This is a genomic window from Williamsia sp. Leaf354, assembly GCF_001424365.1.
GTDB lineage: Bacteria > Actinomycetota > Actinomycetes > Mycobacteriales > Mycobacteriaceae > Williamsia_A.
On sequence record NZ_LMPL01000004.1, the window covers coordinates 160,331 to 179,562 of the forward strand.

General features: G+C 69.0%; 16 protein-coding genes and 1 riboswitch. Of the genes, 8 read left to right on the top strand and 8 right to left on the bottom strand.

All coding sequences use genetic code 11. The features are described 5' to 3' along the window. The first annotated feature begins 146 nt into the window (after positions 1 to 146). Both ASG12_RS15240 and ASG12_RS15245 read left to right on the top strand, forming a co-directional pair. Positions 147 to 1,661: an APC family permease gene (locus tag ASG12_RS15240; RefSeq protein WP_055791357.1), complete on the top strand. Its 1,515-nt coding sequence runs from the start codon at positions 147 to 149 to the stop codon at positions 1,659 to 1,661. Further along, positions 1,651 to 2,562 carry a universal stress protein gene (locus ASG12_RS15245; RefSeq protein WP_055791360.1) on the top strand — a complete coding sequence of 304 codons (912 nt, stop codon included), beginning with the start codon at positions 1,651 to 1,653 and terminating at the stop codon, positions 2,560 to 2,562. The genes ASG12_RS15240 and ASG12_RS15245 overlap by 11 nt, the downstream gene beginning before the upstream one ends. Before the next feature lie 22 nt (positions 2,563 to 2,584). On the opposite strand, the gene ASG12_RS15250 is transcribed toward ASG12_RS15245, so the two are convergent. From ASG12_RS15250 to ASG12_RS15260, 3 genes are all read right to left on the bottom strand, one after another. Continuing rightward, positions 2,585 to 3,049, bottom strand: coding sequence for an SRPBCC family protein (locus tag ASG12_RS15250; protein ID WP_055791362.1), 465 nt, complete (start codon positions 3,047 to 3,049; stop codon positions 2,585 to 2,587). Positions 3,050 to 3,186: 137 nt separating this feature from the next. Beyond that, positions 3,187 to 4,611, bottom strand: a complete 1,425-nt coding sequence (locus ASG12_RS15255; RefSeq protein WP_235457121.1) for an NAD(P)/FAD-dependent oxidoreductase — start codon at positions 4,609 to 4,611, stop codon at positions 3,187 to 3,189. Further along, positions 4,608 to 6,095 (bottom strand): aminobutyraldehyde dehydrogenase, encoded by a 1,488-nt coding sequence (locus ASG12_RS15260; RefSeq protein WP_055791365.1) that lies wholly within the window; start codon positions 6,093 to 6,095, stop codon positions 4,608 to 4,610. The genes ASG12_RS15255 and ASG12_RS15260 overlap by 4 nt, the downstream gene beginning before the upstream one ends. A gap of 29 nt (positions 6,096 to 6,124) precedes the next feature. Here ASG12_RS15260 and ASG12_RS15265 point away from each other — a divergent pair, with 29 nt between their 5' ends. From ASG12_RS15265 to ASG12_RS15280, 4 genes are all read left to right on the top strand, one after another. Then, positions 6,125 to 6,658 (top strand): Lrp/AsnC family transcriptional regulator, encoded by a 534-nt coding sequence (locus tag ASG12_RS15265; RefSeq protein WP_082502047.1) that lies wholly within the window; start codon positions 6,125 to 6,127, stop codon positions 6,656 to 6,658. Then, positions 6,655 to 8,052, top strand: coding sequence for an aspartate aminotransferase family protein (locus ASG12_RS15270; RefSeq protein ID WP_045822106.1), 1,398 nt, complete (start codon positions 6,655 to 6,657; stop codon positions 8,050 to 8,052). The genes ASG12_RS15265 and ASG12_RS15270 overlap by 4 nt, the downstream gene beginning before the upstream one ends. Before the next feature lie 284 nt (positions 8,053 to 8,336). Further along, positions 8,337 to 9,134, top strand: a complete 798-nt coding sequence (locus tag ASG12_RS15275; protein ID WP_156378131.1) for an alpha/beta fold hydrolase — start codon at positions 8,337 to 8,339, stop codon at positions 9,132 to 9,134. A gap of 26 nt (positions 9,135 to 9,160) precedes the next feature. After that, complete coding sequence (locus ASG12_RS15280) at positions 9,161 to 10,483, top strand: D-alanyl-D-alanine carboxypeptidase family protein (protein ID WP_055791371.1); 1,323 nt, start codon at positions 9,161 to 9,163, stop codon at positions 10,481 to 10,483. A 5-nt stretch (positions 10,484 to 10,488) separates the two neighbouring features. On the opposite strand, the gene yhjD is transcribed toward ASG12_RS15280, so the two are convergent. From yhjD to ASG12_RS15300, 4 genes are read right to left on the bottom strand one after another with little or no spacing between them, the layout of a single operon-like run. Further along, positions 10,489 to 11,538: an inner membrane protein YhjD gene (gene yhjD, locus ASG12_RS15285; RefSeq protein ID WP_055791374.1), complete on the bottom strand. Its 1,050-nt coding sequence runs from the start codon at positions 11,536 to 11,538 to the stop codon at positions 10,489 to 10,491. Between the two features lie 34 nt (positions 11,539 to 11,572). Next, positions 11,573 to 12,580: a tryptophan--tRNA ligase gene (gene trpS, locus ASG12_RS15290; RefSeq protein ID WP_235457130.1), complete on the bottom strand. Its 1,008-nt coding sequence runs from the start codon at positions 12,578 to 12,580 to the stop codon at positions 11,573 to 11,575. Between the two features lie 23 nt (positions 12,581 to 12,603). After that, positions 12,604 to 13,431: an exodeoxyribonuclease III gene (locus ASG12_RS15295; protein ID WP_055791380.1), complete on the bottom strand. Its 828-nt coding sequence runs from the start codon at positions 13,429 to 13,431 to the stop codon at positions 12,604 to 12,606. A 28-nt stretch (positions 13,432 to 13,459) separates the two neighbouring features. After that, positions 13,460 to 14,719 carry an MFS transporter gene (locus tag ASG12_RS15300; RefSeq protein WP_162243432.1) on the bottom strand — a complete coding sequence of 420 codons (1,260 nt, stop codon included), beginning with the start codon at positions 14,717 to 14,719 and terminating at the stop codon, positions 13,460 to 13,462. Positions 14,720 to 14,926: 207 nt separating this feature from the next. Beyond that, positions 14,927 to 15,054, top strand: a riboswitch (SAM riboswitch). Positions 15,055 to 15,114: 60 nt separating this feature from the next. On the opposite strand from ASG12_RS15300, the gene ASG12_RS15305 reads away from it, so the two are divergent. Together ASG12_RS15305 and metX are read left to right on the top strand one after the other, a co-directional pair. Then, positions 15,115 to 16,446 (top strand): bifunctional o-acetylhomoserine/o-acetylserine sulfhydrylase, encoded by a 1,332-nt coding sequence (locus ASG12_RS15305; RefSeq protein WP_055791383.1) that lies wholly within the window; start codon positions 15,115 to 15,117, stop codon positions 16,444 to 16,446. A 2-nt stretch (positions 16,447 to 16,448) separates the two neighbouring features. Next, a complete protein-coding gene (metX, locus tag ASG12_RS15310; protein ID WP_156378132.1) occupies positions 16,449 to 17,606 on the top strand; it encodes a homoserine O-acetyltransferase MetX in 1,158 nt (385 codons plus the stop codon). Between the two features lie 27 nt (positions 17,607 to 17,633). Here the strand turns inward: metX and ASG12_RS15315 are convergent, their stop codons facing one another. After that, positions 17,634 to 19,193 carry a hypothetical protein gene (locus tag ASG12_RS15315; protein WP_055791388.1) on the bottom strand — a complete coding sequence of 520 codons (1,560 nt, stop codon included), beginning with the start codon at positions 19,191 to 19,193 and terminating at the stop codon, positions 17,634 to 17,636. Positions 19,194 to 19,232 lie beyond the last annotated feature (39 nt).

The window sequence follows — 19,232 nt, forward strand, 5'->3', positions numbered from 1 at the left end:
CCATAGACAGTAGCCGCGGCGGAATGCGGTCGACCTGAACCAGCGTCACAGGTCGTGAGACGACTGAATCAGTCGTCGTGTTACCGCACAGAAAACAAATCCGTCGTTGTCACGCGTGATCACGACCGAAACCGTACTGTTCCCACATGGCAGTATCGAAGCCGTCGCCCATGCTCCCGGCCCCCGCGTCCGACAAGGGTCTCCGCGCCGGGTCCCTGGGGCTCGTCGGCAACGTCGTCATCGGACTCTCCGCCGTGGCACCGGCCTACAGCCTCGCCGCGACCTTGGGGTACGTGGTCGCCGAGGTCGGCACGAAGGCGCCGGCCATGTTCGTCCTCGCGTTCATCCCGATGCTGCTCATCGCCTTCGCCTACCGGGAACTCGGCGAGGACACCCCCGACTGCGGCACCACCTTCACCTGGGCGACGAAGGCGTTCGGTCCGTGGATCGGGTGGATGGGCGGCTGGGGCCTGGCCGTGTCGGCGATCATCGTGCTGGCCAACGTGGCCGAGATCGCCGCGATCTACCTCTTCAAGTTCCTCGGCCTGGAGTCGCTGGCCGACAACCTCCTCGTGAAGGTCGGCGTCGGGTGCTTCTTCATCATCGCGATGACCTGGGTCAGCATCCGCGGGATCCTCATCAGCGAGCGGATGCAGAACGTCCTCATCGCGGTGCAGTTCGGGGTCCTGATCGTCGCCAGCGTCATCGCGTTGGTGAAGGTCGGTTTCGACAAGGCCGGGCCGCAGGCGATCTCGCCGAGCTGGGACTGGCTGTGGCCGAGCGGGGTGACCTCCTCGCAACTCGCGGCGGCGATCATCCTGTGCATCTTCATCTACTGGGGCTGGGATGCCTGTCTCGCCGTCGGTGAGGAGACGAAGGACTCGACGAAGACCCCCGGTCGCGCGGCCGTCCTGACGACCCTGATCCTCGTGTGCACCTATGTGCTGGTCGCCTACGCGGTGCAGTCGTTCGCCGGATTCGGCGAGACGGGTATCGGCCTCAACAATCCCGACAACGCCGACGACGTGCTGACCATCCTCGGCGATCCCGTTGCCGGAGTGGTCATGTCGTCCCTGCTGCTGCTGACGGTGTCGATCTCGGCCTTGTCGTCCACGCAGTCGACGATCCTGCCGACGGCGCGTGGCACCCTGTCGATGGCGGTCTATCAGGCTCTGCCGCGACGTTTTGCCCGCATCCACCCGAAGTACATGACGCCCGCGTTCGGTACCGCGGTCATGGGTGGCGCCGCCCTGTTCTTCTACCTGGTGCTCGCCCTGGCCAGCGAGGACACACTCGGCGACTCGGTGTCGTCGCTGGGGCTGGCGGTCGCCTTCTACTACGGCATCACCGCGTACGCCTGCGTCTGGTATTTCCGTCGCACCCTGTTCGTCTCGCTGCGGAACTTCCTGATGCGCGGGCTGTTCCCGCTGCTCGGAGCACTCGCCATGACGTGGGCGTTCGTGCAGAGCTCCATCGACATGATCAAGCCCGACTACGGGTCGACGTCGTTCGGCGGCATCGGCGGGGTGTTCATCCTCGGCGTCGGGATGCTGGTGCTCGGTATCCCCCTGATGTTGCTGTGCGTGGCCGGCGGCCGGGAGTTCTTCAGCGGCCGCTCTCTCAACGCCGGCACCGAGGTGAAGGTCCCCGATGTCTACTGACACAACGAACTCCGTCGACACCCACGCGGCGCCCGCGCGCATCACCGTCGGCTATCTGGCCACCGCATCCGGCGACGACGGTGTCGCACTCGCCGTCGCCCTGGCCCGCGCCACCGGCGCCTGCATCGATCTCGTGTGCGTGGTGCGGTCGGAGGAGCCCGACGGGACGCCGGGCCGCGCCGCGTACCAGGACATGTTGATCCGCCGCGCCCGCGAGTGGGTCGCGGCGGGGTCCGATCTCGTGCCCGACGACCTCACCGTCGAGGTCCACACGCCGGTCGCGGAGTCGTTCACAGAGGGGTTGATCGACTTCGCGGACGCCTCCGGCGCGGGCCTGATCGTGGTCGGCGGGACGCGCGACGGACTGCTCGGCCGCCACACGCTCGGCTCCATCAGCTCCGAACTCGTGCACTGGTCACCGCTGCCGGTGGCGCTGGCACCCCGGGGGTACGCCGAGCGTGACGAGGTCGTCCTCGACTCCCTCACCGTCGCGGTACCGACAACCGGTCGCAGCGACAACCCACTGCCGTTCGCGGTGGCCCTCGCGGAGGAAGCACATCTCGCGCTGCGCCTGGTGTCGCTGGTATCCCTCGACGACGCAGGCGATCTGGACACCGAGACGTCGGCGCAGACCCGTGCTCGACACATCTCCGCGGCGACCGACATCCTCGACGAGGCGACGCGGCGTGCGCCGTCGACGCTGTCGGTGGAATCGGTGGTCGCCGACGGCGACACCCTCTCGGAGGCGCTCGACAGCCTGCGCTGGGGTGAGGGTGATCTCGTCGCGGTCGGTTCGGCGCGCCTGGGCCCGCCGAGTCGCGCGTTCCTCGGATCGACGGCGGCGCGCATCCTGCGGAACACCACCGCGCCGATGATCGTGGTGCCCAAGGCCGCCGACTGAGGCGTCGCGCCCCAGGGGCGACCTAGCCGGTCGTCGCGGCCGCGAGGCGACCGAGGCTGTCCTCGAGCTCACCCTCGCTGACGAGCGGGAACTTGATCTGCTCGAGCAGCTTCTTGTCCGTCACCTTCGACCAGTCATAGGTGAGACGTACGAGGGTGGAATCGGGGCCCTGGGAGTCGAGCTCCCACAGCCATTCCCACCCGGGCGGCTCGGTGCCGGCCGGCGCGGTCTTCCACGCGACCAGCTTGTCCTTGGCGAACCCGCTGACGTGGTTGTCGGTCTTGTATTCGCCACCCATGTGCGGGCCGTCCATGTTCATCGTGAACACATCACCCACGGCGCTGATCCGCTCGCCGTTCTCGTCGCCACGCACGAAACCGGAGCCGTCGAGTTCCACGTGGCGCTTGGGGTTGGTCAGGATGTCGAAGACATCCTTGGCGGATGCGTCGATGAGACGCTCGACGGTGACGCTGGTCTGATCGGTCATGAGGGGATCCTCGCAGTCGACGGTGACTTACCCCATCAAACGTACGCGAGGTCGTTCGCCGCACATCCGATCGCGGAGCGATCAGCCGTCGAAACCGATCGCGGAGCGATCAACTGTCGAATCCGATCGCGGAGCGATCAGCTGTCGAAACCCAGCCCGACCCTGTCCATGGTGCGCAGCCAGATCCCGCGGCGACCCTGTGAGCGGTCGGCGCGGGCGAACTGTCGGCGGGTGATGGTGATCCCGATCCAGCGCAGCGGTTCGGGTGGGAACGGGATGGGTCGGGTGCGCACCATCTGCAGGCGGGTGCGTTCGGTGTCGTGACCGTCGACGAGGTCGAGCGCGGTGCGGGCACCGAAATGCGATGCGCCGACGCCCAACCCGGTGAATCCGAGCACCGACACGACGCGTCCGCGCATGCTGGTGTGCCAGTAGGCGCAGAACCGCGAGCTGGTGTCGATGGCGCCGCCCCACGCGTGGGTGATCGCGATGCCCTCGAGTGGGGGGAACATCTGCAGGAGGTGTTCGGCGAGGACGGCGAACTCGTGGTCGTCGCTGCTGTGGCGGTCTTCGCGGTCGGATCCGTAGCGGTACACCGCATCCCATCCCCCGAAGAGGATCCGGTTGTCGGTGGTGAGCCGGAAGTAGTGGAAGCGGTTGCCGCCGTCGGCCAGCCCCTCGCGGCCGTCCCAGCCGATCGATGCCCGTTGGGCGTCGGTGAGCGGCGCGGTCATCAGCACGTAGTCCCACACCGGGACCGTCCCCCACCGGTTCCACCGCCGCAGGGGCCGCGCCGCGGCCGTGGCCACGATGACCTTGTTCGCGGTCACCGACCCCCGCGGCGACTCGGCGTGCACACCTCGGCCACGGCGGCGGAGGCCGGTGATCTCGGTGTTCTCACAGATCACGACGCCGAGACGCTCCGCGGCGGCGGCGAGCCCCCATGCGAGTCTGGCCGGGTCGAGCATGATGACCGCCGGGTCGTGGGCGGCGGCCGCCACCATCGGCGACCGCACCTTCGATCGGGCGTCTTCCTCGTCGTGGAAGGTGGTGTCGCGTCCCAGGGCGACGGCCTCCTCCACCCCGTCACGGACCGCATCGACCTGCCAGTCGAAGTTGGCGATGTCGAGTTCACCGGTCCGTTCGAGGTCGGCGTCGACACCGAGGCGGTGCACCGCCTTCTCGATCTCGTCGAGCGTCTCGTCCCCCATGCGCAGCAACGTCGGCAGCTCGTCGGCGAAGCGCGACATCCCGTTCGACAGTCCGTGGGTGATGCTCGCCGAACAGAATCCGCCGTTGCGTCCCGACGCCTGCTCGGCCACCCGGTCGCGATCGACGAGGATCACCTGGCGGTCGGGGTCGGCCTCGATGGCCTGCACCGCGGCCCACAGTCCGGTGAAGCCGGCGCCGATCACCAGCAGGTCGCATCGACGGTCCCCGCGCAGCGCCGGCCGTGCCTCGGGACGTTCGGGGCGATCGAGCCAGAACGGTCGGCGCACGGCGTCGGCGATCATGCGGCGGCCGCGCTCGGTCGGCTCCTCGGCCCAGGCAGGGGCGGTCACGCTTCCTCCGCTGCGAATATCGTTCGGTGCCAGGGCTTGCGGGCCACCCCGGTGATGTCGCTCATCACGTGCTTGATCGAGAGGTACTCGTCGAGGGAGTAGGCCGACATGTCCTTGCCGAATCCCGAGGCCCCGAATCCGCCGTGCGGCATCTCGCTGACGATCGGGATGTGGTCGTTGATCCACACGCATCCCGCGCGGATGTCGCGTGCGGCCCGCTGCGCGCGGTAGACATCACGTGTCCACGCCGAGGCCGCCAGCCCGTAGTCGGTGTCGTTGGCGCGTCGGATGCCGTCGTCATCGTCGTCGAACGCGCTGGCGGTGAGCACCGGACCGAACACCTCGTCGCGGTACACCTCCGCGTCCTCGTCGACCTCGGCGAGCAGGGTCGGCGGGTAGTACGCGCCCGGACCCGACGGGACGGTCCCGCCGGTCACCACGCGGATGCCCGAAGCGGCTGCGCGTGAGACCATCCCGGCCACCTTGTCGCGATGGGCGCGGGAGATGAGTGGACCCATGTCGGTGGCGGGATCGGTGGGGTCGCCCATCCGTACCCGCGACATCACCTCGGCGACGCCGTCGACGAAGTCGTCGTACAGAGGCCGCGCGACGATGGCGCGGGTGGCCGCGGTGCAGTCCTGACCGGAGTTGATGAGCGCCCCGGCGACCGCTCCGTGGACGGCGGCGGTGAGGTCGGCGTCGTCGAACACGAGGAACGGCGCCTTGCCGCCGAGCTCGAGCTGTACGCGGGTGCCCCGTGTGGCGGCGGCCGCCATCACACGCCGTCCCACACCGGTGGAGCCGGTGAAGGTCACCACGTCGACGCCGCGGTGACCGGCGAGTGCGGCGCCCACCTCGGCGCCGGTTCCGGTGAGGACGTTGAGGACACCGTCGGGGACGCCGGCCTCGGTGGCCAGGCGCGCGAGGGTGAGCGTGGTGAGTGGCGTGAGCTCGGCCGGTTTGAGGACGACGGTGCACCCGGCGGCCAACGCGGGCATCACCTTCCAGACCGCCATGCCCAATGGATAGTTCCACGGCGTGATCGACGCGACGACGCCGACGGCCTCCCGGCGGATCGAGGAGGTGTGGCCACCGGAGTACTCGGTGGCGGCCTTTCCCTCGAGTGCGCGGGCGAGGCCGGCGAAGAAGTCGGTGTTGTCGACCGCGCCCGGGAGATCGAACTCGGTGGCCAGCCGGATCGGTTTGCCCGTCTGGCTCACCTCCTGCGCGGCCAGGGCAGCGGACTCGCGCTCGAGGATGACGGCGAGACGCCGCAACACGGCACTGCGCGTCGCCGGCGTGGCACCCGACCAGCCGGGTAGAGCGGCGCGCGCCACGGTGACAGCGGTGTCGACGTCGGCGGCGGTTGCCAACGCCATCTGCGCGACGGGTAGGTCGGTCGAGGGGTCGACGACGGTGTGCACAGGGCCCGCGGCGACGAAGTCCCTCCCGGACACCCATCCGGCGGGCAGAGTTGGCGGCATGTGTCCGATGGTAGGTGAACGACGACGAAATGCACCATCAAATCTGGCCACAGACCACTGGATCGGTGGTTTTTGTTGCACGAATCTGCGGAATCCGTCACGATGGCGCTGTGGCCAAAGACCTCGATCACGTCTCCAAACAGATCATCGAAGCGTTGCAGACCGACGGCCGTCGGTCGTATGCCTCGGTGGGCAAGTCGATCGGGTTGTCGGAGGCCGCGGTGCGCAATCGCGTCCAAAAGCTCAGCGACAGTGGCGTTCTGCAGATCGTCGCGGTGACCGACCCGTTGCAGGTCGGATTCGCCCGGCAGGCCATGATCGGCATCCGCTGCACGGGCGACTCGGTGGCACTGGCCAAGAATCTCGCCGAGATCCCCGAGATCGACTACGTCGTCCTCACCGCGGGCAGCTTCGACATCATGATCGAGGTGGTCTGCGAAGACGACGACGGCTTGTTGGACCTGCTCAACCGCACGGTCCGCACCCAGCCCGGTGTCACCGCGACCGAGACGCTCGTCTACCTGAAACTCGTCAAACAGCAATACAACTGGGGAACCCGATGACCACCACAGCGATGCCCGTGAGCTCCTCCTCCGATGCCGCGGGCTCCGACCTCGGCGCCCGCAGCGCCCGGCACCTCTGGGGCCACTTCGCCCGTCACGGCGAACACATCACCCCGCCGGTGATCACGCGCGGCGAGGGGCATCGCATCTTCGACGACCGCGGTCGCAGCTACATCGACGGACTGTCGGGGCTGTTCGTCGTGCAGGTCGGCCACGGTCGTGAAGAGCTCGCACGCGCCGCCGCGAATCAGGCTCAGACGTTGGGCTTCTTCCCGCTCTGGTCCTACGCGACACCGCCGGCGATAGAGCTCGCCGAACGACTCGCCCACCACGCCCCCGGCGACCTCAACCGCGTCTTCTTCACCACCGGCGGCGGCGAGGCGGTCGAGAGTGCGTGGAAGCTGGCCAAGAAATACTTCAAGCTGACCGGAAAGCCCTACAAGCACAAGGTGATCTCCCGTGCCGTCGCCTATCACGGCACGCCGCAGGGAGCGCTCGCCATCACCGGCATCCCGGCGATGAAGCAGGACTTCGAGCCGCTGACACCCGGGGCGTTCCGCGTGCCCAACACCAACTTCTACCGCGCCACCGAACACGCCGACGACCCGAAGGCGTTCGGGCGCTGGGCCGCCGACCGCATCGCCGAGGCCATCGAGTTCGAGGGCCCCGACACCGTCGCCGCGGTGTTCCTCGAACCCGTACAGAACGCGGGCGGCTGCTTCCCGCCGCCGCCCGGGTACTTCGAGCGGGTGCGCGAGATCTGCGATGAGTACGACGTGCTGCTGGTCTCCGACGAGGTCATCTGCGCCTTCGGGCGCATCGGCTCGATGTTCGCCTGCGACGACTTCGGCTACGTGCCCGACATCATCACGTGCGCCAAGGGCATGACCTCGGGGTACTCGCCCATCGGCGCGATGATCGCCAGCGACCGGCTCTTCGAGCCGTTCGACGACGGCGTGACCTCGTTCGCACACGGCTACACCTTCGGCGGTCATCCGGTCTCGGCGGCCGTCGCGCTGGCCAACCTCGACATCTTCGAGCGCGAGGGCATCACCGACAACGTCAAGAACAACGCCGGCGCGTTCCGCTCGACCCTGGAGCGACTCAAGGATCTGCCGATCGTCGGCGACGTCCGCGGAGAGGGCTACTTCTACGGGATCGAACTGGTCAAGGACCAGGCCACGAAGGAGACGTTCACCGCCGACGAGTCCGAACGGGTCCTGCGCGGGTTCCTGTCACACGCACTGTTCGAGGCCGGGCTGTACTGCCGCGCCGACGATCGCGGCGATCCCGTCGTCCAGCTCGCGCCGCCGCTCATATGCGGGCAGCGCGAGTTCGACGAGATCGAATCGATCCTGCGCGGCGTCCTCACCGAGGCCTACAGCAAGATCTGACCGGTTCACCGGGAAGATCTGACCGGTTCACCGGGAGCATCTGACCGGGTGCCGACGCACAGCGGGCCGCCCACCCCGATCGGGGGTGGACGGCCACGCGGAGGACGGACCCGCCATTGCGCCTCTCGGCAGAAGGCCGCTCGTGGCGGCAAATGGGGTGGTACCCGGGGCAGTGAATCGAGCCCGTCGGGTGATGTAACGCCATCCGGGCCGAGGATTGTTCCCGAGCCCGAAAACGGTTCCCGACATCCGTACAGTTTCGGCCTACGCCTATCGTCTGCCCGGTGACCGACCTCCGAATCCCCCGCGACGGTGCTGATCTCGCTGTCGACCGCCCGTCGGGGGCGCGACCGATCGCCGTCTACGCCCACGGCATGTCCTCCAGCCGCCGGTTCGACGACGAGAGCGGCATCTTCGACTGGACGCCCGTCGACGGCGACGACCGCGAGCTCGTGCGGTTCGACGCGCGCGGCCACGGCGAGTCGACCGGACGCCCGGTCCCGGCGGATTACATCTGGACCGCGCTCGCCGATGACCTGTTGGCAGTGATCGACGCGGTCTCGCCCGAGGAACCCGTCGACGCCATCGGTGCATCGATGGGCTCGGCCGCCATCCTCTGGGCCGTCCTGCGCGCTCCCCACCGCTTCCGACGACTCGTCCTGTCGCTCACTCCCACCGCCTGGGAGACACGCGCGGGCCACTCGAGCGGGTACCTGAGCACTGCGACCCTCCTCGAGAACGAGGGTCTCGAGGCCCTGTTCGCGATGGTGTCCGCCATGCCTCCGCCGCCGATCATCACTGCGGGCGGATGGTCGACCGAGCCGCGTCCCCCCGCCGTCGACGTCTCGCTGTTGCCCTCGGTGATGAGAGGCGCGGCGCAATCCGACCTCCCCGACGTCGAGAGCGTCACGCATATCACCCACCCCACGCTGCTGCTGCCCTGGGACACCGACGCCGGACACCCGGTCAGCACCGCACAACGGCTCGCCGAACTCCTCCCCGACGCGACGCTCGAGATCGCCACCGAACCCGACCACGTCCGCGGATGGGGGGCACGCGCCGCGCGGTTCCTCGGGGCCTGAGGCTCGTCGGGGTACTTTCGACCTCGATGCCAGCCCTGCGCCGATCGTCCCGAATCCTCGCCGCGTCGGTGTCGGCCGTCGCCGTGGTCGTCGCGTGCGCGACGTTCGGCGCCCCCGCGGTGTCGGCGGACCCCGTCGTCCCGACGCCGACGGCAGGGCCGCCGAGCACACCGAACACCGAGAGCTGCCCCTACCGCACATCCCCTGCGGCAGCCGTGGACACCTCGGAGGTACCGCCCTCGGGGCAGGCGGCCCCGGCTCCGCTACCGGTGCCCGATCCGCCGGTCGGCGGCGAGAAGCTCGGGGCGTGTGGCGTCGTCACCGCCGGCAACGCCGCGTCGATCCCCCGCGGGATCACCTCGGCCGGCTGGCTGGTCGCCGACGCGGGAACCGGCGCCGTCCTCGCCGCGAAGGACCCGCACGGCCGCTACCGTCCCGCCAGCACCATCAAGACGCTGCTGGCACTGGTCGCCCTCGACGAACTCGATCTCGACACCACCGTCACCGGTACCCGCGCCGACTACAGCATGGAGGGCGACTCGGCCGGCATCGGTCCCGACGGCCGCTACACCGTGCGGCAGCTGCTGCAGGGCCTGCTGATGGTGTCGGGCAACGACTGCGCCAACGCACTGGCCCGGGAACTCGGCGGCTACGAGGTCGCGGTCGGGAAGATGAACGAGATGGCCCACCGACTGGGCGCCGAGGACACCCGCGCGGCGTCACCCTCGGGCCTCGACGCCCCCGGCATGAGCACCTCCCCCTACGACCTCGCGCTGATCTTCCGCGCGGCCCTGAAGAACTCGACGTTCCGCGATCTCATCTCACACAAGAACGCGCCGTTCCCGGGCTACCCGCCGCTCGCCGACGTGCAGAACGACAAACCGCACCCGGGCTACATGATGCAGACCCAGAACCGACTGCTCCTCGACGACTACCCCGGCACGATCGGCGGGAAGACGGGGTACACCGACGACGCGCGCAAGACCTTTGTCGGCGCGGTCGAGCGGTCCGGACGCACCCTGATCGTGGTGCAGATGTACGGCCTCAACGAGGTCGACGACTCCTACTGGGACCAGGCGAAGGGGCTCCTCGACCACGGATTCGGCATCCCGACGGGCGAATCGGTCGGGCGTCTGGTCGAGGAGAACACCTCCGACTCGGCGTCGGACCCGTCGACCGGCCGGTCGTCGTCCGGCGACGGCCACAGCGGTGCGGTCGCCTACCCCTCGTCCGAGGACGGCGCCGGCGGCTCACCGTGGACCGACCGGTTGCTGTTCGGCGGCATCGGGCTCGTCGTCATCCTCGGCCTGGTCTATGCGGCGTTGCGGGTCAACCGCCGGTCACGCTGACGCGTTCAGCGTCGGTGTCGGCGTGCGCGCAGTCGTGAGTACCCGAGTGCGGCCGCCGCGCCCGTGAGAGCGGTCGCCGCGAGGGTGACCCCTGACGGCTCGGGCCGGATCGCGACCACGGGCGCGATCGTCACCGGATCGGGTACCTGGGCGGCCTGGTACTGCGCGTTCATCGGATCGGTCGCCGCCCAAGCGGTCGCGAAAAGGATGATCCGCGTGGTGAAGAAGGCGAACACCATGATGCCGATGATGGGGCCGAAGGTGGCTCCGGCCGGACCGCTGGTGACGCCCTTCAGGTAGAAGGTCGCGATGAACTTGAAGATCTCGAAGATCACCGCGGTGAGCAGACCGGCCTTCGCGGCGTTGCGATACGGCAGCGGGATCCGCGGCAACCGGGCGATGACCCAGGTGAACAGCAGCGTCGAGGCGACCAACGACACCACGATCGACAGCACGCGGACGACGATGAACACTCCGGGCACGTGATCGAGCCCGACGAACTCGAGGATCGTCGTGGTCAGTCCGCTCCCCGCGATCGCCGACAGTCCGAACGACACCACCAGCGCGAGGAACAGCCCCAGCAGGGCACCCAGGTCACCGATCTTGGTCTTGACGAACGTCGACGCCGGGGGCTCGGCTCCCCACTGCACGGTCAGGGCGTTGCGCAGGTTGGCCATCCACCCCAGCCCGGAGTACAGCGCGAGCACCAGCCCGATCACGCCGATCGACGCACGGGAGCTGATCGCCTGGTCCATGAGGTCCTGGAGCTGATTGCCCATGTCGCCCTGGACCGAGTCGGCGATCTTGTTCTTCGCGTCGTCGAGGAGCCCGGGACTGGCGGCGAAGACGAATCCCGCTGCGGCGAAGCTGATCATGAGGAGCGGGAACAGCGCCAGGATGCTGAAGTAGGTCGCCCCCGCGGCGAAGAAGTCGCCCTTGGAATCCTGATAGCGCCCACCGGCGCGGACCAGGTGGTCGAGCCAGGGATACCGCGCCCGCAGCTGTTCGAGGCGCGATGGTCCCTTCTCGGTCGATGTCTCGTCGGTGTCGGCCATGGTCACTCCGCTCGTCGACTCGTCCTCGCTCGCGTCATCGCCGCGGCAGGAACCCCACCTTGTCATAGGCGCTCGCCAGCGTCTGCGCGGCGACCTCTCGGGCACGGTCGGCACCGCGGGCGAGGATCGCGTCCAGCTCAGCGCGGTCGGACATCAGCTCGTCGACACGCCCTCGCAGTGGCGCCACGAAGTCGGCCAGCACGGTGGCGGTGTCGACCTTGAGGTCGCCGTACCCCTTGCCCTCGTACCCTGCGACGAGGTCGTCGACGGGGGTGCCGGTCAGCGCGGACTGGATGCTCAGCAGGTTGCTGACACCGGGCTTGTTCTCCCAGTCGAGTCGGATCTCCCGCTCGTTGTCGGTGACCGCCGAACGGACCTTCTTCGCCGAACGCTTCGGGTCGTCGAGCAGGTTGATGAGTCCGGCGTCGGAATCGGCTGACTTGCTCATCTTCGCCGTCGGGTTCTGCAGGTCGTAAATCTTCGCGGTCTCGGCCACGATGTGCGCCTCGGGCACCGTGAACGTCTCGCCGAAACGGGAGTTGAAGCGCTGCGCCAGGTTTCGCGTGAGTTCGAGGTGCTGGCGCTGGTCCTCACCGACGGGCACCCGGTCGACCTGGAACGCGAGGATGTCGGCGGCCATCAGGATGGGATAGGTGAACAGGCCGACGCCGGCGGAGTCGGTTCCCTGCTTGGCCGCCTTGTCCTTGAACTGCGTCATGCGGTTCGCCTCACCGAAACCGGTGATGCACGACAGAACCCACGTCAGCTGCGCGATCTCGGGCACATGCGACTGGACATAGATCGTCGATCGTTCGGGGTCGACCCCGACGGCGAGCATCTGCGCGACGCTGACGAGCGTCCGCTCCCGCAGGGCCGCCGGGTCGTGCGGCGCGGTGATCGCATGCATGTCCGGGATGAAGTAGTAGGCCTCGAAATCGTCCTGCAGCGCCACCCATTGCCGCACCGCGCCGAGGTAGTTGCCCAGGTGGAAGGAGTCACTGGTCGGTTGGATACCGGAGAGGACGCGTGCGGTGTTGCTCATGAGGGGCATTGTTTCATCCGGCCTCAAGCGAATTCGACGGTGACCGGTGCGTGGTCGGACCACCGCCGGTCATAGGCGTCGGCACGCTCGACGCGGGTGGCGCGCGCCCGGCGCGCCATCACCGGATTGGCGAGGTGGTAGTCGATACGCCAGCCCGAGTCGTTGTCGAACGCCTTGCCGCGCCACGACCACCACGAATAGGGACCGGGCTCGTCGCCGACGAGCGCTCGTGTCACGTCGACCCAGGAGCGGTCGAGCAGTCCCCCGACCCACGCACGCTCCTCGGGGAGGAATCCCGGGCTGCGCTGATTGGTCTTCCACGCCTTGAGGTCGAGTTCGCTGTGCGCGATGTTCCAGTCGCCACCGACGATTACCCCGCGCCGTCGCCGGGACAACGTGTCGAGGTGGGCGCCGAACTCGTCGAGGAAGCGGAACTTCTCGTCCCGCTTGGGTCCGTCGGACGCGCCCTTGGGCAGGTAGAGCGACCCCAGGGTCAGCGCCGGGAACTCGTCGTCGGCGGCGACGTCGATCTCGAGGTAGCGGCCGGTGCCGTCGAACTCCTCGCTGCCGAAGCCGACGCGCACGGCGTCGGGGGCGACGGTGCCGAGGACACCGACGCCCGCATGGCCCTTCACCGACGATTCCGTCATCGACAGCGACCACCCCGCGTCGAGGGCCGGTGCGAGCGCCTCGACCGCCTGATCGCGGGACGCGCGGATCTCCTGCAGGAGCACGAACCGGTGGCCCGTGGGCGCGCCCAGCCAGGGCAGGATCCCCGGGTTGTGGGGGTTGCGCTCCTTCACCGCGGCGCGGATACCGTTGACGTTGACCGAGGTGATGGTGAGGGACACGCGGCGAGTGTAGCGAGGGGTCCCGACATCAGTGGACGGCGGTGATCTCCTGCGCCGCAACCGGCTTCGCCTCGCCGAGGTCACTATGGCGATCGGTGTGGGTGTCGTGGGCCACCACACCGTCGGTGCGACGGTGCGCCAGCAGCGTCACCCCGAGGACCACCAGTCCGGCCGCGGCGAGCGCCGCACCGAGCAGCGACGGGGCGCGGTAGCCGTAGCCGGCGCTGATCACCAGCCCGCCGAGCCAGGCGCCGCCGGCGTTGGCGATGTTGAGCGCCGAGTGGTTCAGCGCCGCCGCCAGGGTCTGCGCGTCGTCGGCCACATCCATCAGACGCGTCTGCAACGCCGGGACGAGCGCCGAACCGGTCACCCCGACCGCGAACACCAGTGGCAGCGCGGCCCACACGGTCCCCGCCACCACGGCGAACACCACGAGACTGACCAGGATGGCCACGAGTCCCGCGACCATGGTGCCGATCACCGACCGGTCGGCGAGCGCACCGCCGACGATGTTGCCGACCACCATGCCGATGCCGAACAGCATCAACGCGAACGGGACGAGACCGCCGGGCAGGCCGGAGACGTCGGTGAGAGTGGTGTGGATGTAGGTGTAGAAGGCGAACATGCCGCCGAATCCGACGACGCCGATGAGCAGGGTGAACCACACCTGCGGTCGGGCGAGGGCGCCGAGCTCGGTGACCGGGTTGCTCGCGGTCATGCCCGTCAGCGACGGCAGATACCGCAGGAGCGATGCGATGGTGGCGAGACCGATGACGACGACCACGCCGAAGGCGGTGCGCCAGCCGAATGCCTCACCGAGCCATGTGGCGGCGGGGACACCGACGACGTTGGCGACGCTAAGTCCCAGCATCACCTGTCCGACCGCCTTGGCGCGACTGCCCGGTCCCGCGAGGTGCGCGGCCACCAGGGCGGCGACGCCGAAGTAGGCCCCGTGCGGGAGGCCCGCGACGAAGCGCGCGGCCATCAGGGTGCCGTAGGTCGGGGCGACGACGGTCGCGGCGTTGCCGACGGTGAACGCCACCATCAGCGTGATCAGCAGGCCACGTCGCGACATCCGCGCGGTGGCCGCGGCGATCAGGGGTGCCCCGACGACGACGCCGAGTGCGTAGGCGGAGATGACATGGCCCGCGGTGGGCTCGGAGATCCGCAGTGAGTCGGCGATGCTCGGCAGCAGTCCCATCGACACGAACTCGGTCGTGCCGATACCGAAGCCACCCAGGGCCAGCGCGAGGATCGCGTTGCGGCGGGCGGTGGTGGACACGGGCATGAGGCAACCTCTCGCGACAGAACTCGGGAGACGCACACCGGTGGGCGCCAGGGACGCGTCGGCGATCTCTCGCCGCGCACAGAGAACCTCAACGTCATGAGGTCGGGAAAAGATTCCGGGCACACGGTACGCGAGGGCGATTCTTTCGAATCTGGCTGCGCGGGATCCTTTCGGGACGAAATCGGCGATGTTATATCCTTGACGCCAGGTCATGAGTATCAGCGCCAAGCCCCGGCTCGCTGATCGGCAACCCTCCAACCGCGGTGGGGTGCTCCGGGTGAAAGACCAGGTTGTGGGCGTTCGCCGAAGGCGACGCTCCGCAGCAAGCGCGGGTCCGATGGTCGGACCCACGGGGCACTGTCGCCCCACCGACCGAAAGAGAGCTGTTTCCGAAGATGTCTGAAGCAACCGTCGACGCCGCCGAGGTCGACCCCACCTCCCACTGGGCCTTCGAGACCAAGCAGGTCCACGCCGGGCAGACCGCCGACGCGGCGACCTCGGCCCGTGCACTGCCGATCTACCAGACCACCTCGTACACCTTCCGCGACACCCAGCATGCCGCCGACCTGTTCGGACTCGCCGAGCCCGGCAACATCTACACCCGCATCATGAACCCGACGCAGGACACCGTCGAGCAGCGTCTCGCCGCCCTCGAAGGCGGCGTCGCCGCGTTGCTGGTGTCGTCGGGTCAGGCCGCCGAGACCTACGCGATCCTCAACGTGGTCGAGACCGGTGGTCACGTGGTGTCGAGCCCCCGTCTCTACGGCGGCACGTACAACCTCTTCCACTACACGCTGCCGAAGCTGGGCATCGAGGTGTCGTTCGTCGAGCAGCCCGACGACATCGAGTCGTGGCGGGCGGCGATCCGTCCGAACACCCGCGCGTTCTACGGCGAGACCATCGCCAACCCGAACAACGAGATCCTCGACATCCCGGCCGTCTCGGCGCTCGCGCACGAGACCGGTGTGCCGCTGATCGTCGACAACACGGTGGCGACCCCGTACCTCATCCAGCCGCTGGCCCACGGTGCCGACATCGTGGTGCACTCGGCGACCAAGTACATCGGTGGCCACGGCACCGCGGTCGGCGGCGTGATCGTCGACGGCGGCACCTTCGACTGGCGGGTCCAGCGCGACGGGCAGGATCTGTTCCCCGGCTTCACCACCCCCGACGCGAGCTACCACGGTGCGGTGTTCGCCGATCTCGGCGCACCGGCGTTCGCGCTCAAGGCGCGCGTGCAGTGGCTGCGTGACACCGGCGCGGCCATCGCACCGTTCAACGCGTTCCTCATCGCGCAGGGCCTCGAGACCCTGAGCCTGCGTATCGAGCGCCACGTCGCCAACGCCCGCAAGGTGGCCGAGTTCCTCGAGGGTCACAGCCAGGTCGAGTCGGTCGCCTACGCAGGCCTGCCGTCGTCGCCGTGGTACGAGCGCGGACAGCAGCTCGCACCGCGCGGCCAGGGCGCGATCGTCGCCTTCGAGATCGTCGGCGGCGTCGACGCAGGCAAGCGTTTCGTCGACGCGCTCACCCTGCACAGCCACGTCGCCAACATCGGTGACGTGCGGTCGCTGGTGATCCACCCCGCCTCGACCACCCACTCGCAGCTGACCCCCGAGGAGCAGGTCTCCGCAGGTGTCACACCGGGACTGGTGCGTCTGGCGGTCGGTATCGAGGGGATCGACGACATCATCGCCGACCTCGAGACGGGATTCCGGGCGGCGAACTGATCGTGACCACCGAACCCCGAACGTCCACCGTCGCCGGTGGGGTCTCCGCGCCGCCCGACTGGGAGAGTCTCCCCGACGGCGAGTTGACCTATGCGTCCGTGGGTTCGGTGGAACTCGACAACGGTGGCCGGATCGACGACGTGACCCTGGCGTTCCAACGCTGGGGCACGTTGTCGCCGGCCCGCGACAACGTCGTGTTGACGCTGCATGCGCTCACCGGTGACTCCCATGTCGTCGGCGCCCCGGGGCCCGGTCACCCGCTCCCCGGATGGTGGGACGGCCTCATCGGCCCCGGCTGCGCGGTCGACACCGACGAGTGGTGCGTGATCTCGGCGAACGTCCTCGGTGGTTGCGGCGGGTCGACAGGCCCGGCGTCGCCGGGTCCCGACGGCCGGGCCTGGGGTTCACGCTTCCCCCACATCACCGTGCTCGACCAGGTCCGCGCCGAGGTCGCTCTCATGGATGCACTCGAGATCGGAACGGTGGCAGCGGTTCTCGGCGGCTCGATGGGTGGTGCCCGGTCGCTCGAGTGGATGATCGGTTATCCCGAGCGGGTTCGCAGCGGACTGGTGCTGGCCGTCGGACCGCGTGCCACGGCCGATCAGATCGGCACCCAGACCACACAGATCGCCGCCATCACCTCCGACCCGGATTGGCGGGGCGGCGACTACCACGGCACCGACGTGCGTCCGGTCGCCGGCCTCGGCATCGCCCGTCGCATCGCCCACCTGACCTATCGCTCGGAGATCGAACTCGACCAGCGGTTCGCCGATGATCCTCAGGGAGAAGAGGTCCCGCTCGCCGGCGGCCGCTACGCCGTGCAGAGCTACCTCGAACACCAGGCCGACAAGCTCGCCGGTCGCTTCGATCCCGGCAGCTACGTGGTCCTGAGCGAGGTGCTCAACCACCACGACGTCGGACGCAACCGCGGTGGCGCCGAGGCCGCGCTGCGCAGCTGCGAGGTGCCCGTGATCGTCGGCGGGATCTCGTCGGATCGGTTGTACCCCTTGCGAACCCAGGCCGAGATCGCCAGCCTGATGCCCGGCTGCGTCGGCGGCTTGCACGTCATCCAGTCCGACAGCGGACACGACGGCTTCCTCACCGAGTTCGACGCGATCGCCGATCTGCTGAAGCGAACGATGGAACTCGCCCGCGGCTGACCGGTCGGGCAGCGGTGTTCCGGTGCGTCAGGGTGCGGGTGTCACCGACGGCGTGACCGACCCCGGCGCCGGCGTCGAACGCGGTGCGGGTATCGGGACGAGCGGATACGGCGTGAGCGAGCGGAGATCCGTCGGCACCACCGGGGACAACAGTGGCGGCGAGGTCTGCGGTCCCGAACCCGATGGCGATCCGGAGGTCTCTGGAGGTCCCGGCACGTTGGGGGTCAGCTGCGGACTGGTGGCGCTGATCGTCGACGTCGGGCCCGAGGTGTCCTCGGGGGTCGGCAATTCGGTTGTCGCCCAGGGACGTTCCTGGCGTCGATCCATCCCACCGTTCGGATAACCCAGCGTGGGCGAGGTCGTGGTGGTGGGCAGGTCGGCCGTCTCGGTCGGCTGCACGACGATCGACCGGCTGGGCGCCTGCTCGTTCGGCGCCGTGGGTCGGGCGTCGGTCGTCCGGACGACCGGCGTGGCGGTGTCCGGCCGGTCCGCGGTGGGGGCGTCGGGACGTGCCGCCGTCGTCGCGGTGACCTCGACGTCGCGCACGGGCGAGGACGATCCGTCGAGTGCGGCGGTGAAGGCGTAGACCGCGAGCATCGCGACCGCGAGGAAACATCCCACGATCGCCAGCGGTACCGCCGACCACCAGTCGCGGTGTCCGCGACCACCGATGAACGCCAGGCGCAGCGCCGAGGACCGATTGGGGCGCGCCAGCAGCGCCGCGCCGACGGCGCCCAGGAGATCGGGGGTCGACGCGACGACGACCGGCCCCTTCGTGGCGTGCTCGAGGACCCGGCGCACCGCGGCGATGTTCGCGACACCGCCGACCAACACCAGCGCGGTGTCCTCCGGGATCGACTGTGCACGAACGTAGTCCGCGACCGCGTCGGCGAGGCGCTCGGCCATCGGCTCGCTCACCGCCGACACCATGTCCGCGGTGATCGGCACCGGTCGTCCCCGCACGAGGATGGTCGTCGCATCCTGTTCGGCCAGTTCCTCTTTCGCGGTTCGACAGGCGCTGATGAGCGCCCGGCGCGAGGCGCGTGTGGTCGAGGGCAGGTCGTCACCGACGAGATCGGCGAGGGCGCCGTCGATGGCGTGTCCCGACATCACGGTCGACCGCGTTGCGGCGGTGAGCTTTCCCGTCGCCGGGTCGAGCCGCGAGATCGTCACACCGGTGTCTCCGCAGTCGATCAGGATCGTCTCCTCGTGCGCGGCGATCTCACCCGACTCGGCCAACGCGTGGGCGACCGATTCGGCGTCGCCGAGCAGATGGATCTGCCGCCGGGGACCCGACCCCCGCGACGAGAACCCAGCGCGGTGACCGGAGTCACGGGACGCGACACCGATGGCGGCGACCGACAGGCCCGCGGACGCGGCGCTGCCGAGCATCAGATCGATGCCCGCGTTCACCCTGCCGGCGCGGTCGAGTCGGTCGGTGTGGTCGACCTCGATGACCCGTGAGTCGACGACGAGGCGCTCGTGGTCATCGACCGTGACCAGGGCACAGTGGGTCATGCCCCCGCCGGCCGACACTCCCAGAGTGGTGATCGGCGGCCGCGGATTGGTCGCAGAGGTGGCCGTCATCGCGATCGAGAATAGTCGGTGGGCGGAGGGGAAAGCGAC

Coding starts and splice junctions, on each gene's coding strand:
- trpS (WP_235457130.1), bottom strand. CDS start 12,580: ATGAGCAACACCGCACGCGTCCTCTCCGGTATCCAACCGACCAGTGAC.
- ASG12_RS15250 (WP_055791362.1), bottom strand. CDS start 3,049: ATGACCGATCAGACCAGCGTCACCGTCGAGCGTCTCATCGACGCATCC.
- ASG12_RS15240 (WP_055791357.1), top strand. CDS start 147: ATGGCAGTATCGAAGCCGTCGCCCATGCTCCCGGCCCCCGCGTCCGAC.
- ASG12_RS15280 (WP_055791371.1), top strand. CDS start 9,161: ATGCCAGCCCTGCGCCGATCGTCCCGAATCCTCGCCGCGTCGGTGTCG.
- ASG12_RS15265 (WP_082502047.1), top strand. CDS start 6,125: ATGCACCATCAAATCTGGCCACAGACCACTGGATCGGTGGTTTTTGTT.
- ASG12_RS15270 (WP_045822106.1), top strand. CDS start 6,655: ATGACCACCACAGCGATGCCCGTGAGCTCCTCCTCCGATGCCGCGGGC.
- ASG12_RS15305 (WP_055791383.1), top strand. CDS start 15,115: ATGTCTGAAGCAACCGTCGACGCCGCCGAGGTCGACCCCACCTCCCAC.
- ASG12_RS15315 (WP_055791388.1), bottom strand. CDS start 19,193: ATGACGGCCACCTCTGCGACCAATCCGCGGCCGCCGATCACCACTCTG.
- yhjD (WP_055791374.1), bottom strand. CDS start 11,538: ATGGCCGACACCGACGAGACATCGACCGAGAAGGGACCATCGCGCCTC.
- ASG12_RS15260 (WP_055791365.1), bottom strand. CDS start 6,095: ATGCCGCCAACTCTGCCCGCCGGATGGGTGTCCGGGAGGGACTTCGTC.
- ASG12_RS15300 (WP_162243432.1), bottom strand. CDS start 14,719: ATGCCCGTGTCCACCACCGCCCGCCGCAACGCGATCCTCGCGCTGGCC.
- ASG12_RS15245 (WP_055791360.1), top strand. CDS start 1,651: ATGTCTACTGACACAACGAACTCCGTCGACACCCACGCGGCGCCCGCG.